The following is a 16640-nucleotide window of genomic DNA, read 5'->3' on the forward strand; positions in this document are numbered from 1 at the left end:
TGCTCTCTCCTTTGTAGTTCTGTTCATTTCCAGTTAGTTCTAGTTCTTCTCTTTATGCCCGGCAATCCGCTGCCAATCCTTCCGTATAACAGCCTTCCGCTGCCGCCTCCCTTCCAATAGCCTGCCAAACAACCAACGGTCAATCCACAGTCAGCCGCTTACAAACCCGTCATGCTGTATCGCCTTCCACTCAAACCTCCAGCAACCGGCTTTCAAATTACAAGCCACGCCGCTCCAGGACTCAGCACACAGAGCATGACCTGTCATTCCCAATAATCCGCTTCCCTTCTCAAAGACTACTCAGTCAGGTTCACCCTGTCAAGAAATTTAAAAGGGTTGAATTATTTTACAAATATGACTCATCCCTCATGTATTAACAAATACTACGATTTGCTTTCACTGTCGCTAGCGTTTTTACGGCGCATAAAATAAAAAGCAGCACCTCCAACAACCAGTGCTATCAAGCCAATCTCAATTATGCCGAAACCACCACCATGCCCAGCATGACCTCCCCCGCTGCCGCCAATGGCAAATGGAACGCGCCCTGCAACTACAATTTCGCCAGCTTCATTTTTTCTTTCCAGCAGAATTTCGTAATTTCCCTTTTGCAAATCTGCTGAAACAACAATGATGCCTGAATTATGCTCTGCATAAGGCATATATACAAGATCATTTTCTCTCGGATCGCCTTCTGATTTTCCGTGAGCAGCATGACCATCCTGCATCTCATGACCTTCATGATCATGCGCATCATGCTCACTGTGGTCTACTGCTTCCTCGGTAGATTCGCCAGCTGATCCAAGAGTGGGATTCTCTTCTTTTTTCTGATGATTTTTATGGCCATCTGAACCATGATTACCATGCCCAACTTTAACCAATCGAACAGCGAGAGGTATTTCACGCGAATCCCAATCAGGCAATTCTACGGTCAGCTGAACCTTGCCAGGCTTTGGAATATTTGAACAGTATGAATGCATAGGCGGTATATCACCCTCAGGTACTTCATAGCCACTAAAGGTAATCGGAAACTCACCATTCTTAATTTCGCACCCACCCGCATCATGATGTCCTTCGTGGGCAAGCATTAACTGTGCATACGCTGGAAGTGCCAAAACAGTAATCAGAATAGCACCGATCAATTTTGTTACCCACCAACACCCAGATACTTCCTTCATAATTTCTCCAATAAATTTATTTCATGTAAACAACTACTTATTTTAATATTTGCATACAAAACACTATGCCGCTCATTAGCATAACGCAAAATTGTATAACAAAAATTTCTGAAGATTAAACGAAACGATTCAAATCATCACAATTTTTTATTACCATCTGGATAACTTTCAAATTGCAATCTAATTCCACACCTCAAAGAGGCGTTTATATATCTGTTCAACCGGTTTATCCTGATGCTCTGTGAAAACAATAAAAGCATGAGTAAACATACGACAAGATTATCGGTTCATTACTAAGTCCATCGGAACCAATATCTTCACGAAGGAGTATCGTAGCTGACACACACCATTAAAAACTCCTAGTATTCTATCAATATGATATTGATAGAATACTAACATGTGTATATAGATCATTTTTCAAATTAAAGAAATACGCACGAATCAGCTACCCCTATATTGCATTTCACAAACGGGCTTCTTTCTTCATAGCTTCTTCAATATCTATCCCAACTTCCGACTCGCCCTGAAACACCGTACCGACAATATTATTGATAAAGTTATCCAGATTTTTTTTGTATACCGCTGAAGAAAGCGGAAAATACTTGACTTCAGTAACTAATTCAGCAGCATGGTCCATAAAGAATTTAATAAAATCCTGTATTTCAGGTCTGGCGCGAGATTCAGCATTCACATAAACAAAAACTGGACGCGACAAAGGTTGATAGCTGCCATTCTCAACCGTTTCAACTGACGGAATTACTCCACCATTTCCACTATCAATCGCTACCGCATTAATTTTGTTTTTATTCTCGATATAATAGGCAAAACCGAAAAATCCAAGTGCATACATATCACTAGCAACGCCCTGAACCAAAACATTATCATCTTCCGATGCTGTAAAATCGCCACGACTCGATTTAGCCCGACCCACAATGGCTTCTGTAAAATATTCGAAAGTACCAGAGTCTGCGCCAGGGCCAAATAACTTTATTTTTTTATCCGGCCAAGCAGAATTGACCTGATCCCAATTGTTTATCTTACCCTGTGCTGCCGGCTCCCAAAACTGCTTGAGCTCTTCCACTGTCATCGTCTTACTCCAAGAATTTCTTGGATTGATTACAACTGTCAATGCATCAATTGCAATTGGCATTTCGATATACTGAACGCCTGCCTTCCTGCAGGCTTCCATTTCCAATTCTGTAATAGGCCGGGAAGCATTTACTACATCGAGCTCTCCCCTGCAAAATTTTTTAAACCCACCACCTGTGCCTGAAATACCAACAGTGACACGAACGGATCCACGTTTAGCAATCTGAAAATCCTCTGCAGCAGCTTCAATAATCGGATAGACAGTACTTGATCCATCAATCCTGACAATAGGGCTGGCATTCGCACCTACACTCATACAAAGCATACAAAAAACAACAACTCCCTGTTGCTTTATACGTTTTAAACGCAACAAACTAAACATCGAAATACTCCAAATTCTATTTTTTTATTTTCAAATTATAAACAAATGTCCCGTCTCACAATTTGAGCACCTGATTGATTCAGAACAATAGAAACCCACATTAAATAAACATTCATTCTGAAATCTGAGGACTGAATCGCTGTACCACATCAGCGATCTGTTCCGCCCAGAAATTGACTTTTTGTTCTGATTCTCCCTCCACCATGACGCGTATCAGTGGCTCTGTCCCCGAGGCTCGCACCAACACACGCCCCTGCCCATTCAAATCAAATTGCGCTTCTTTGACAACATCTTGAACTTCTTTATGATCCGCAAAGCTTGATGGCTTTGAACTCCTCACATTAATCATTCTATTTGGATAGAGTGAAATATCCTGCAAAGACTCACCAAGACTTTTTTCACCGTCACACAATGCGTGCAGCACCTGTAGCGCAGAAATAATACCGTCGCCGGTTGTATGTTTATCTAAACAAATTAGATGCCCAGAACTTTCTCCACCAATGTACCAATTCTCTTTACGCAGCATTTCCATCACATGACGGTCACCCACCTTGGCACGCAAAAAAGGAATATTCAAATTTTTAATTCCATTCTCAACTGCCATATTGGTCATCAGCGTACCCACAACGCCCCCCCTTATAAATCCCATCTGCTGGCGATGTTTTGCAATAACATAAAGTAGCTGGTCGCCATCGTACAATACACCACTTTCATCAACCATCATGACGCGATCACCATCACCATCTAGCGCAATACCCAAATCAGCCTGATGCAATTTAACCGCATCCTGCAAGGTTGCACAGTGGGTTGCACCACATTCATAATTTATGTTCAACCCATTGGGTTGATCACCTATCGTCACCACATCTGCACCCAACTCATGAAAAACGTGACCGGCTATATGATAGGCGGCACCATTTGCACAATCCACCACAATTCTCAATCCACGTAAATCAAGATGATATGGAAAAGTACTTTTACAAAATTCGATATACCGTCCACTAGCATCTTTTAACCGCTGCACTTTACCAAGTTGGGCAGAAGGCATCGTTTTAACTGGAAAATCAATGATTGCCTCAATTTGTTGTTCGATTTCATCAGGTAATTTGGTTCCCTCGGCGCCAAAGAATTTAACACCATTATCTTCAAACAAATTATGCGATGCAGAAATTACGATACCGGCTTGCAATCGTAATGCGCGTATCAAATACGCAATAGCAGAAGTTGGCATTGGCCCTGACAAAAGTACGTCCACACCCGCCGCAGACAAACCCGCTTGAAGTGCAGATTCCAGCATATAACCCGATACACGAGTATCTTTTCCGATTAACACTTTTGGTCGCTCACCTTCCATAAGATGCCAATCTTTCGCCGCAAGTACTTTTCCAGCTGCAAAACCAAGATTCAGGATTCGATCGGGTGTTATAGGTTCGTCACCTACACGTCCCCGTATACCATCAGTTCCAAAAAATTTCTTAGCCAATGATTGAATTTCCAAATTTGTTGATGAAAAAAATTACATACAGGTAATCAAATAATAACACGCTGCAATTATTTAATTTTACTTAATATCATTATTTTTTTGTACGGCACAATAAAAAGACAATGCATCTTTAGTCGCCTTCACATCATGTACTCGCACGATTCTGGCTCCATTATTCACTGCAATTAGCGCTGCTGCAACGCTTTCATGAATGCGCCGGTTAGCAGGATTACCGGTAACAGCGCCCAGCATCGATTTCCGAGAAATTCCTACCATCAAAGGAGTTTGCAATCGAGTAAAATATTCTAGATTGTTCAGTATTTCAAAATTGTGCTGCAGCGTTTTTCCAAAACCAAAACCCGGATCAATAATTAGACGATCACGAGCCACACCCAGGGTTGTTATCAGCTGAATCCGTTCTTCTAGAAAGTCATAAACTTCCTGAACAATATTATGATACGTTGGATTATTTTGCATACTAGCTGGACAACCTTGCATGTGCATTAAACATGCCAGAACACGATCATTCTCCGCCAACACCGCCAATGCACCGGAATTTCGCAAAGCATTAACGTCATTAATGATGTCAACTCCTGCAATAATCGCCTGCCGCATTACTTCAGGTTTAGAAGTATCTACCGAAATTAGTGTTTTCTCGCCAGCAAGCGCTTCAATTACCGGTATAACACGACGTAACTCTTCATCAACACTTACAGGCAAACTGCCGGGGCGCGTAGATTCCCCGCCTACATCCAGAATATCCGCACCCTCTTCGATAAGTTTCCTAGCTTGTTTTATGGCATTCTCAGTTGAGAAAAAAAAACCGCCATCAGAGAATGAGTCAGGCGTGACATTTACAACACCCATTATGAGTGGCTGCCGGGTTGCATGAATTGGATTCGATTGCGATTGCATCATAAATCAAGAATAAAAAGTCGAACAAAAAAAAGGACACGATTGATGAAATCGCATCCTTTACAAAATACCTTAGCGAAAACTAATTAGTCTGTTTCTTTGGCAACTCCTTGCGGCGGAATATCGGTTTCTTCCGTGTCCTTCTCTTCCGTAGTTGCTGATTCTTCGGGAGCTTGCTCAGCCACCGTTTGAGGAGGTTTTGGCGGTCGAGGAGGACGGCCTTCCATAATATCCTTGATCTGCTCGCTGTCAATTGTTTCCCATTCAAGCAAAGCTTGTGTCATCGCCTCAATTTTGTCTTTGTTTTCTTCTATCAGTTTACGCGCCAAAGCATACTGCTCATCAACAATGCGCCGGATTTCAGCATCAACCTTCTGCATGGTGGCCTCACTCATATTCTTATGAGTGGTGACAGAACGCCCAAGGAAGACCTCACCTTCATTCTCACCGTAAACCATTGGGCCAAGTGAGTCAGTCATCCCCCATTGTGTCACCATTTGACGCGCCAATTCTGTAGCTCGCTCAAAGTCATTTGATGCACCCGTCGTCATTTGATTCATAAAAACTTCTTCAGCGATTCGGCCGCCAAACATCACCGCCAGTCTTTGCAGAATTTCCTCTTTTTCCATACTGAAACGATCTTCTGTCGGCAACTGCATTGTTACGCCCAGCGCACGCCCTCTTGGGATAATCGTTACTTTATGAACGGGATCAGTTTTTGGTAGTAAATATGCTACTACAGCATGACCTGATTCATGATAGGCGGTATTCTTCCGTTCATGCTCTGGCATGACCACTGATTTCCTTTCAGCTCCCATGAATATCTTATCTTTGGCATTTTCAAAGTCTTCCATATCCACAAGACGTTTATTTCTTCGAGCTGCAAACAAGGCAGCCTCGTTTACCAGATTAGCCAGATCCGCGCCTGACATGCCCGGTGTTCCGCGCGCCAAAACGTCTGCTTTCACATCAGGGGCCAGCGGTACTTTACGCATATGTACATTCAGAATCTGTTCGCGTCCGCGTATATCGGGCAGAGGAACTGTTACTTGTCTGTCAAAACGACCAGGTCGTAATAACGCTGGATCAAGGACATCGGGACGGTTTGTTGCCGCAATCACGATTACACCCAGCGAACCCTCAAATCCATCCATTTCAACCAGGAGTTGATTGAGTGTCTGTTCGCGCTCATCGTTACCTCCTCCGAGACCAGCTCCACGTTGACGACCAACAGCATCAATCTCATCAATAAAAATGATACAAGGAGCATGCTTTTTGGCCTGTTCAAACATATCACGTACTCTGGATGCACCTACGCCAACAAACATCTCAACAAAGTCTGAACCTGAAATGCTGAAGAAAGGTACCTGTGCTTCTCCAGCGATAGCGCGCGCAAGAAGCGTTTTACCCGTACCAGGACTTCCTACCATGAGAACGCCACGCGGTATGCGTCCACCTAGTTTCTGAAACTTGGTTGGATCACGCAAAAACTCGACCAACTCAGCGACTTCTTCCTTCGCTTCCTCACAACCGGCCACGTCGTTAAACGTCACCTGATTCTGGGATTTATCTAGCATCCGCGCCTTGCTTTTTCCAAAAGAGAACGCGCCACCATTTCGACCGCCACCCTGCATTTGCCGCATGAAAAATATCCATACTGCAATAAGCAACAACATCGGGAACCATGAAATGAAGATACTCATTAACATGGATGGCTCTTCCTCGGGTTTTGCCTCTATGACCACCCCGGCTTTTAATAAATCACTGACCAGCCAAGGATCTGCAGGAGCGTAAGTGGTAAAACGAGCACCGTCCGTATTGGTACCTCTCAACGTACGGCCATCAATTACCACTTTTGCAATACGGCCACGATTTAAATCAGAAATAAACTGCGAGTAATCAATTGGCACCTGCGCTTGTTGTCGCACGCTGAATTGGTTAAACACCGTCATCAAGATGAGCGCAATCACAAGCCAAATGGCCATATTCTTAAATAAGTTATTCAAAATAGCTCCTTGGTTTGCACCTTTCAGAATTTTTCTATTCACGCACAGCTTTAATTTTCTTCAAACTGCGAACAAAATTAATGCCCCTGATAACGTAATTTAGAAAAAAATTATAAAGTTGGTTTGTCCAATCAATTTATTTACTACATGACATCTGTCTTTATGTAGAAATCATGTCTCTTATCTGAATTTTGCTTTTTTTATGGTTTCTTTTCAAGCCCAAGCAAATATACTTCATTACTCCGATCCCGCGAAGCCTTGGGTTTACGTACCAATACTTTTCTGAATCCACCTCGCATTAGCTGCATAAATTGATCAAAACTTGAACCTTGAAACAATTTGACCAAAAAACTGCCTCCGTAGTTCAGTTTATCCATTGCAAAATGCAGCGCTAACTCTGCCAGATAAATACTGCGGGCTTGGTCACTTACACTTATACCACTAATGTTGGGTGCCATATCAGAAATAATCACATCTGGTCGGCGCCCCGCTAACATATGATCAAGCATTTGGACAGCACTTTCTTCCCGAAAATCATCTTTGATAATCATAACACCCGGCAACGGTTCCATTTCAAGAATATCCAACGCGACAACTGCACCCTGACTACCAACCTGATGCAAAGCCACCTGCGACCAACTGCCTGGGGCCGCGCCCAAATCAACAACAACCATACCTCTTTTTAGTATACGATCACGTTCATTAATTTCAAGTAATTTATATGCGGCGCGCGAGCGAAAACCTTCTTTTTTTGCTGATTTGACATAACTGTCGTTCACATGCTCCCGCATCCAAGCATTACTAGTTTTAATCCGCACCATAGAGTAAAATAAAAATATTTTTTGAATAATCAAATTAATCTACTGATGACACCCAAGCTAAGTATTATCCAACGTCGCAGATTTTGCACTCAGGGACACTTGTTGAACCCGATAGTAAGTATTGGAAAAGCCGGTTTGACTAAAAGCGTTCTGGAAGAGATCGACCGCGGCCTTTTAAGCCATGAATTAATCAAAATAAAAGTTCATTTAGATAACCGTGATATCCGAAAATCAATGCTTGAGACCATTTGTCAGGATCTCAACGCTGCTCCTATTCAACAAATTGGAAAAATTTTTGTGATTTATCGCCAAAAACCCGAAGATGCCGATCCCAAAAAAATAGAAAAAATCAACACACAAGGAAAAAAACGCGAGCCACGCCGTACCAAACGCAGCTACCAGAACTGACAACATCAATACAGAATGACCGTTATATATATTTAACACTCAATATTTCATATTCTTGAATTCCACCGGGCGCCTGTACTTCTGCAACGTCTCCTTCATATTTACCAATTAAAGCGCGAGCAATCGGAGAACTGATTGAAATTTTACCATTTTTGATATTGGCTTCATCATCACCAACAATTTGATACGTAGCCGATTCACCATTTTGCAAATTTTCCAGTTCTACGGTAGCACCAAATACACACGCGCCATCCGCATTAATAAGTGATGGATTGATGATTTGTGCATTAGACAATTTGCTTTCCAGTTCGGCAATGCGCCCTTCAATGAAACCTTGTTTTTCCTTCGCTGCATCATATTCAGCATTTTCAGAAAGATCCCCGTGCGAACGCGCCTCAGCAATTGCCGCAATAACTGCAGGACGATGCACCGTTTTCATTTCATGTAATTCATTCCGCAGCGCTTCTGCACCTGCCACAGTTAAAGGAATTGTTCCCATTGTTGCTTGTTATCCCCGTTTGACTTTCAAATTTGTACGTTTTGTTGATACTGATTGTTTATTACTATAATCATATTTGTGTATGCAATCTTTGCAGATTATATGCTTTTAACTCCTGCATATTAATCATCCCTACACAGGCTGCTCGCGCACCTGCCAGCGTTGTATAATAAGTTACTCTGGCCTGAAGCGCTGCATGACGGATTGAATAAGAATCTCGAATAGCACTACTTTTGTTTTTGACAGTGTTTATGATCAGGCTTATCTCGCCGTTTTTGATCATATCAACAATATGCGGACGCCCTTCTGCTACTTTGTTGACCGCAACGACCTCCAGCCCAGCTTCTGCAAGCGTAGCAGCTGTCCCTCTTGTAGCATAAATCTTAAATCCAAGCTTAGCAAGATCGTGTGCAATCTCTATTGCATGAAATTTATCCGATTGGCGCACACTGATAAAGGCCCTGCCTGATTTTGGCAGTCGTATATCCGATGCCAGCTGGGACTTTACAAATGCTTCTGCAAAAGTATCGCCTACCCCCATCACTTCTCCCGTTGATTTCATTTCCGGCCCCAGGATAGTGTCCACGCCCGGGAGTTTTATAAAGGGAAAAACAGCCTCTTTTACAGAATAAAATGAAGGGGTTATCTCTTCTAACAACCCCTGCTCCCGCAGTGTTTTACCCGCCATGCAACGCGCGGAAATCTTGGCCAGCGGCAATCCAGTTGCCTTCGAGACAAATGGCACCGTTCTAGATGCCCGTGGATTGACTTCCAAAACATATACTTTTTCGTCCTGTATGGCGAATTGTACATTCATCAAACCCACGACTTTTAACGCTCGGGCCATTGCTGCAGTCTGGCGGCGCAACTCAGATTGCATTTCTGGCAGCAGGCTAAACGGAGGCAAGGAGCATGCCGAATCACCCGAATGAACACCTGCCTGCTCAATATGTTCCATAATACCACCAATCAGAACGGTCTCACCATCATGAATGGCATCGATATCAACCTCAACCGCATTTGTCAGATATCGGTCAAGCAAAACTGGTGAATCATTGGACACTTTAACTGCCTCTCGCATATACCGCTCCAGATCACCCTGCTCGTGCACAATCTCCATTGCACGACCACCCAGCACATAGCTAGGCCGAACAACCAATGGATAACCAATTTCCTCAGCAGCATCCAAAGCGGCTTCAGGATTGCGCGCAGTACGGTTGGGCGGTTGCTTTAACCCCAGATCCTGCAACATTTTCTGGAAACGTTCGCGATCTTCTGCACAGTCAATCATGTCAGGGCTGGTGCCAATAATAGGCACACCATTAGCCTCCAGATCTCGCGCAAGCTTTAGTGGCGTCTGACCGCCATAATGCACAATCACACCATGCGGTTTTTCCACCGCAACGATTTCAAGTACATCTTCAAGCGTTAATGGCTCGAAATATAATCGATCGGAAGTGTCGTAATCGGTCGATACTGTTTCAGGATTGCAATTGACCATAATCGTTTCATAACCGTCCTCACGAAGCGATAAAGCCGCATGCACACAACAGTAATCAAACTCTATCCCTTGTCCGATACGGTTAGGTCCGCCACCCAACACCATTATTTTTTTCTTGTCCGTTGGAAAAGATTCACATTCTTCCTCATAGGTGGAATACATATATGCAGTGCTTGTTGCAAACTCTGCGGCACATGTATCCACCCGTTTGTAAACCGGACGAAGATTGAATTGATGGCGATAGATGCGGACTGCTGTTTGGTCTGTATGCAACAATTTAGCCAACCTGCGATCGGAAAACCCACTGCGTTTATACTTGCGCAACGTCCGCTCATCAAGCGTTTCCAACCACCTCCTGGACAACGCCTGCTCCTGCCTGACCAAATCTTCAATTTGCGCAAGAAACCATGGATCAATACGGGTTAAACTAAATATCTCCTCTATCTTCATATTGCAGCGAAACGCGTCTGCCACATACCAAATTCGGTCCGCACCCGGATTGGCCAACTCAGACTGGATTTTTTCAACATTATCCGTTTTTTCATCCAAGCCATCCACACCGGTTTCCAATCCACGCAAAGCTTTTTGTAGCGATTCCTGGAATGTTCTACCAATTGCCATGACTTCGCCGACCGATTTCATTTGCGTTGTTAGGCGATCATTAGCCTGCGGAAATTTTTCAAATGCAAAACGTGGAATTTTGGTTACCACATAATCGATAGTTGGCTCGAATGAAGCGGGGGTTACGCCACCGGTAATATCGTTACCCAGTTCATTCAGGGTATAACCTACCGCAAGCTTTGCAGCTATTTTGGCTATTGGAAAACCGGTAGCTTTGGATGCCAAGGCTGATGAGCGCGACACGCGTGGATTCATCTCGATAACCAGCATACGGCCATCGTCCGGATTTATAGCAAACTGCACGTTAGACCCACCAGTTTCGACGCCAATCTCGCGCAGCACCGCAATGGATGCATCACGCATAAGTTGGAATTCCTTGTCAGTCAGTGTTTGAGCGGGAGCGACGGTAATTGAGTCACCGGTGTGTATTCCCATCGGATCCAGATTTTCGATAGAGCAGATAATAATGCAATTATCCTGCTTGTCACGAACCACCTCCATTTCAAACTCTTTCCAGCCTATGACAGACTCTTCAATCAACAATTCCTTGGTCGGCGATGCATCCAGACCCCGTTCGCATATATCGACGAACTCTTCCCTGTTATAAGCAATGCCACCGCCACTACCACCCATTGTAAAAGAAGGACGGATAATGACAGGATAACCCATCATTGCCTGCACCTGCATTGCCTCTTCCATACTGTGCGCCATAGACGAACGTGCCGAATCGAGTCCGATTCGGGTCATCGCTTGCTTGAATTTCTCGCGATCCTCGGCTTTATCAATAGCATCACGCGTTGCACCTATCAACTCCACATGATATTTTTCCAGAATCCCATGCTTTACTAGGTCGAGCGCACAGTTCAGCGCCGTCTGCCCCCCCATAGTCGGCAACAATGCATCGGGACGCTCCACTTCTATGATCTTTTCCACCATTTTCCAGGTAATAGGCTCAATATACGTTGCATCAGCCATTTCTGGATCAGTCATAATTGTTGCCGGGTTAGAATTTACCAGAATGATGCGATATCCTTCTTCACGCAAAGCCTTGCACGCCTGCACACCAGAATAGTCAAACTCGCATGCCTGGCCAATAATAATCGGTCCAGCACCGATAATAAGAATGGATTGTATGTCAGTACGTTTAGGCATGATCTGATAAAAACATGATTTTTATTATTTTCAGAAGACTGAACTGCATTAATGTTTGAAACTACGCATCATTTCAATAAAATGATCAAAAAGATAATCGGCATCATGCGGGCCAGGACTCGCTTCAGGGTGGCCTTGAAAACAGAAAGCAGGTTTGTCAAGCAACTCAAACCCTTGGAGACTGCTGTCAAATAGCGAAACATGCGTCACTCTGACGGTATCAGGCAAAGTATCAGCGTCTACAGTAAAACCATGATTCTGGCTTGTTATAAAAACTTTCTGGTTACTCACATCCTGAACTGGGTGATTTGCGCCATGATGACCAAATTTCATTTTAACAGTTCGAGCACCACTGGCCAGTGCCAGAATCTGATGCCCGAGACAGATGCCAAAAATAGGGACATTCCTTTCCAACAATGTACGCGTGGCCGAAATGGCGTAATCGCAAGGCTCTGGATCTCCAGGACCATTTGACAAAAACACACCATCTGGCTCCATTGCCATTATTTCCTCAGCGGATGTCTGCGCCGGCACGACGGTAATTGCGCAACCACGTTGCGCCAGTTTGCGCAGGATATTACGCTTAACACCAAAGTCTAATGCGGCGACATGAAAGTGCGCTTCTGTCTGCGCCCGATAGCCGGAAGACAGTGACCATTCACTCTCATTCCAGGTATAAGGCTGCTGGCAGGACACTACCTTTGCCAAATCCATTCCCGACAACCCCGGAAATTTACGCGCATGAGCAAGCGCTTTATCTTCATCGATTTGACCCGCCATAATACAGCCGGACTGCGCACCTCTTTCGCGCAAAATACGTGTAAGTTTCCGCGTATCGACATCTGCAACAGCCACCACCTGATGTTCTGTAAGAAAATCTGTCAGGGATTTCTCTTTACGCCAGCTGCTGGCCATCAGTGGCAAATCGCGAATCACCAGCCCGGCAGCATGAACAGCATCGATCCGACCAGATTCGATATCCTGAGAGTTGGCGCCCGTGTTACCAATATGCGGATAAGTCAGTGTGATTATTTGTCGGCAGTAAGATGGATCGGTCAGTATTTCCTGGTAGCCTGTCATTGCCGTATTAAAAGCAACTTCACCTACCGTGATACCCTCAATACCAATAGAAACACCATGAAAAACTGTTCCATCTGCAAGTGCAAGAATTGCGGGCGGACGTTGTGACACAAAGAACTCCTCGGGTTTTGACTGGATTGGGAAATTAGACAGAAAATACTGATATGCTCTGCTTACGGAACGTAAATTATACGTGATTTTTTTTTGAGTTTCTATGTAAATCCACGATATGCCGACTTCAGCACAGAATAATGTTTATGCAAAAAAATTCGTCTATTTGATTTTTTATGGTGCACTTAACGACTTTCTCTCATCCGCGGAACGTAATAAAGCAGTCACCCACCGTTTTAATCGCAAGACATCAGTAAAAGATGCAATCGAATCTCATAATGTTCCACATCCCGAAATTGATTTGATTATCGTTAACGGCGTATCGGTTGATTTCAACTATTACATTCAGCCAGGGGATAACATACATGTGCACCCCCTCAATTCTTCGACAGCCAGACAAACCAACTCCGCTCAACTTGTACACCTTGCTCCCAGGATAGTTGACAAACCCGGTTTCATAGTTGATGTCAACCTAGGAAGATTGGCACGCTATCTAAGATTGCTCGGGCTTGACTGCCTTTACTGCAATCATTTTGATGATACCACCATAGCGGAAATTTCCAGCAAGACTCAACGTGTCATACTTACACGGGACCGCAAACTATTGCAGCGCAAGATTATCAAGCACGGCTATTTTGTGCGCACTGAAGCACCTAAAACCCAGGTCAAGGAAGTATTAACAAAATTTAACTTGCGTCCATGGTTAAGACCCCTGACACGTTGCACAAGCTGCAACGGAGAACTGAAAATAATTGAGAAACAATTCATTACGCATCGCTTGAAACCGTTTACGAAAAAATACTATAACTCATTTTTGATCTGTCCTGATTGTGGACAAATCTATTGGCAAGGCAGCCATAGCTTTCGCGTCAAGCATTTAATCAAGGAATTCTCCAGAAATTCGCTTGCTGATTCACAAACCACTCAGCTCAAAGACTAGAAAATAAACAAAAAGCTCATGCATGTGTGCTTTAGGAATCTGGTTTATGAAGTATCGATTCGGATTGCGATGCTTTTATTTCATTTTCCAGCGTTTCTATTTGTGATTCCAATCCTGCGAACATCCCTTTAATTTCCCGGGGCTGATCTTCAGACTGCATGGCAAGCAAGGCGATCCTGCCTTCCAGTGTCTGGATACGCGCCTGCATCATTTCGATTTCACGTTCACTTTCCGGTCCGGCCATGTGCATAAACTCAGTGCTATCTTCATACGGCTCGCGTGTAGTGCCCGTTATTTTAATAACGAAGCCAGCTACAAAGCCGCCGGCAATCGCAATCCCAAGAGTAATTGCAACACCCGTCAACTGCGCAACGGCTATCCCCGGCACTACAAGTAATGCACTGAAGCCACCCAGCAGGCCAGGCATGCCATGCAGATTATGCACGCCACATGTATCCAATAGCCTGATTTTACTTTCCATTGCAGATTGTAAGAAAACAAAACCCAGCACCGAAATGGCACCAGCCAGCAAACCAATACCAAATGCACCCGCCGGTGATACCACATCACAAACAGATCCGATGCCAACTCCTCCAGCCAGCGCTGCATTTGCCATTTCAACCATTGAAGCTTTGCCGCCATTCAGTTTATAGCTCAGAAAATAAGTTGCTATTGTCGCACCTGACAGCGCCAACAATGTATTAGCTACAGTTTGGGGCATATTTTCAAGCGGTACAAGTGCAGTGGCAAAACTGGGCCAGAAAAGCCATAAAACCATCGAACCAATCATGGCAAAACGGTCGGAAGTATGATCAGATTCTATTATTCTGCTGCGCTGATAAGCCGTAGTCAGCACGATCGACATCGCCAAGCCGAAATAAGCACCGAATGCATGAATTACTACTGAACCCGCCGTGTCCTGAAATCCTGTTGTCAAACCAAACGCATCATCCAAAACAATCCATTCATTCAGTAAATATAGAGGAACAACAAAAACCGCCAATAACGCATACTGAAAAACACGCAAACGACCGAGTACTGCGCCCATCGCAATTAACGCCGCAGCAACAGCCAGCTCTGCAAACAAAATGGCATCAAGTGTATGCGGATGTAGTGGATGCCCGAAAACACCATTGGCGCGAAGCAAAATATACAGTGGCAATCCAATGGCCACTACCAGATAAGTTCCTGTAACTGCACCAAAACCATAGCGACGAACAAAAACCATCAAAAAGCCGAAACCAATTAATAGCATCGCCAGGATATGGATAATATAATTATACTGTGCGACAGTTCGCGCCTCACTCATTACCGCCGCACTTTCTGCATAAACCCAGTTACTTGCACTCACGCAAAACAAACCGATTATCGTGGGCAGGATCAATTGAATTTGCTTTCTCATACGATTTATCCTTATATGATGGTTTTTTTTGTTTTGGATTATTCGGTAGATTATTGTTCAGCTTGAGAATCAAAACCTCATTTTATTTTAGTGTGCTAACGCCATTTACGCTAAACGAATGCAACAGATACAAATTGAATCACACTTATGCTACAGAGCAAATGTAATAACGAAAAAAACACATTCATAAATTACTCAACTACGCAGGCTACAACCGTAACGGGTTGCCGAAAAAGGAAAGACAAAAGGAAGCAAAACCAGACAAAGAAGTATATCAACCAAATTTTGGCTGATTAAACTGAAATTGTTCAATCAGAAGAATCGGTCAGGTTACCGAATATAGCGCGCAACCTGACCATAGAAGTTTCTATCACGCTTTTTCCAAATAAATACAATATTAAATCAGAACATGTCTCTCATTTCATATCGAATGTCTGATTCATCAAAATAATCAAAATCATTAATTTCATTTTCAACAAACTCCATTTCTTCGATGACTCTGACTACATGACTGTCCGCCATCATCTCATCGAATACTTCTTCCATTTCTTCAAAATCACTTGTCTCCTTAACAGCAAATTCCATTTCCATTTTGCAATCCTCCGTCTATCGTTAACAAGAAATGTTATTAGACATCATGGAGCCTAACCGTAAAAGTAAAGTTAGTTAGTGATTTATCCCACAATTTGCTGCTTTAAAAAACAAGTTTGCTTAGGATTCAACAAAAAACCAGCAAAACAACTCAAATTGTTGCAAGAAAGCAACTATTTTTCATACTTCACCTCTATTCCCATTTTTTTACAATACGTATGCACACTATTGTAAGACAATGATAACGTTATCCACTTAGCATGTTTGATTTTAATGATTTGTTATCCAACAAATCGGATACACTTCTAGATAGCGTCGTCACAAGTTAGAAATTACTGTATAATTATGCTGCAAGTGATTATTATACATGGTAATAGTATGTCAGAAGCTTATCGTAGACATGATCTTTCAGATCATGTGTGGTCGTTACTGGAACCCCATTTGCCAGGGCGATCAGGCAAGTG

Annotated in this window: 13 protein-coding genes; 2 read left to right on the forward strand and 11 right to left on the reverse strand. The window is 43.5% G+C overall.

The genetic code is table 11. The features are described 5' to 3' along the window. Positions 1-383: 383 nt before the first annotated feature. The 6 genes from BMY62_RS14700 to BMY62_RS14725 all read right to left on the reverse strand — a co-directional run bounded on the left by BMY62_RS14700 (position 384) and on the right by BMY62_RS14725 (position 7871). Positions 384-1175, reverse strand: coding sequence for a hypothetical protein (locus tag BMY62_RS14700; RefSeq protein WP_090661681.1), 792 nt, complete (start codon positions 1173-1175; stop codon positions 384-386). Between the two features lie 463 nt (positions 1176-1638). Beyond that, positions 1639-2589, reverse strand: coding sequence for a PstS family phosphate ABC transporter substrate-binding protein (locus BMY62_RS14705; RefSeq protein WP_256207657.1), 951 nt, complete (start codon positions 2587-2589; stop codon positions 1639-1641). 169 nt (positions 2590-2758) lie between these two features. Beyond that, the gene (gene glmM, locus BMY62_RS14710) at positions 2759-4129 is read right to left on the reverse strand and encodes a phosphoglucosamine mutase (protein WP_090661711.1); all 1371 of its coding nucleotides are present in this window, start codon (positions 4127-4129) and stop codon (positions 2759-2761) included. Between the two features lie 78 nt (positions 4130-4207). After that, the gene (folP, locus tag BMY62_RS14715; RefSeq protein WP_371264099.1) at positions 4208-4996 is read right to left on the reverse strand and encodes a dihydropteroate synthase; all 789 of its coding nucleotides are present in this window, start codon (positions 4994-4996) and stop codon (positions 4208-4210) included. A 134-nt stretch (positions 4997-5130) separates the two neighbouring features. Then, complete coding sequence (gene ftsH, locus BMY62_RS14720; RefSeq protein ID WP_090661689.1) at positions 5131-7050, reverse strand: ATP-dependent zinc metalloprotease FtsH; 1920 nt, start codon at positions 7048-7050, stop codon at positions 5131-5133. Positions 7051-7250: 200 nt separating this feature from the next. Next, on the reverse strand, positions 7251-7871 hold the full coding sequence (locus BMY62_RS14725; RefSeq protein ID WP_090661714.1) for an RlmE family RNA methyltransferase: 621 nt from the start codon (positions 7869-7871) through the stop codon (positions 7251-7253). Positions 7872-7892: 21 nt separating this feature from the next. Here BMY62_RS14725 and BMY62_RS14730 point away from each other — a divergent pair, with 21 nt between their 5' ends. After that, positions 7893-8279, forward strand: coding sequence for a YhbY family RNA-binding protein (locus tag BMY62_RS14730; protein ID WP_256207655.1), 387 nt, complete (start codon positions 7893-7895; stop codon positions 8277-8279). 22 nt (positions 8280-8301) lie between these two features. Here BMY62_RS14730 and greA read toward each other — a convergent pair whose 3' ends face one another. The 3 genes from greA to carA form a co-directional block, all read right to left on the reverse strand. Beyond that, on the reverse strand, positions 8302-8778 hold the full coding sequence (greA, locus tag BMY62_RS14735) for a transcription elongation factor GreA (RefSeq protein ID WP_090633112.1): 477 nt from the start codon (positions 8776-8778) through the stop codon (positions 8302-8304). 70 nt (positions 8779-8848) lie between these two features. After that, positions 8849-12052: a carbamoyl-phosphate synthase large subunit gene (gene carB, locus BMY62_RS14740; RefSeq protein WP_090661695.1), complete on the reverse strand. Its 3204-nt coding sequence runs from the start codon at positions 12050-12052 to the stop codon at positions 8849-8851. 48 nt (positions 12053-12100) lie between these two features. Beyond that, a complete protein-coding gene (carA, locus tag BMY62_RS14745; protein WP_090661698.1) occupies positions 12101-13243 on the reverse strand; it encodes a glutamine-hydrolyzing carbamoyl-phosphate synthase small subunit in 1143 nt (380 codons plus the stop codon). 118 nt (positions 13244-13361) lie between these two features. On the opposite strand from carA, the gene BMY62_RS14750 reads away from it, so the two are divergent. Then, positions 13362-14183 (forward strand): Mut7-C RNAse domain-containing protein, encoded by an 822-nt coding sequence (locus tag BMY62_RS14750; protein ID WP_090661701.1) that lies wholly within the window; start codon positions 13362-13364, stop codon positions 14181-14183. 31 nt (positions 14184-14214) lie between these two features. Here BMY62_RS14750 and BMY62_RS14755 read toward each other — a convergent pair whose 3' ends face one another. Both BMY62_RS14755 and BMY62_RS14760 read right to left on the reverse strand, forming a co-directional pair. After that, positions 14215-15585 carry an ammonium transporter family protein gene (locus BMY62_RS14755; protein ID WP_090661705.1) on the reverse strand — a complete coding sequence of 457 codons (1371 nt, stop codon included), beginning with the start codon at positions 15583-15585 and terminating at the stop codon, positions 14215-14217. Positions 15586-15987: 402 nt separating this feature from the next. Continuing rightward, on the reverse strand, positions 15988-16176 hold the full coding sequence (locus BMY62_RS14760) for a hypothetical protein (RefSeq protein WP_090661708.1): 189 nt from the start codon (positions 16174-16176) through the stop codon (positions 15988-15990). Between the last annotated feature and the right edge of the window lie 464 nt (positions 16177-16640).

The organism is Nitrosomonas marina (assembly GCF_900111605.1).
In the GTDB taxonomy this organism is placed as follows: domain Bacteria; phylum Pseudomonadota; class Gammaproteobacteria; order Burkholderiales; family Nitrosomonadaceae; genus Nitrosomonas; species Nitrosomonas marina_A.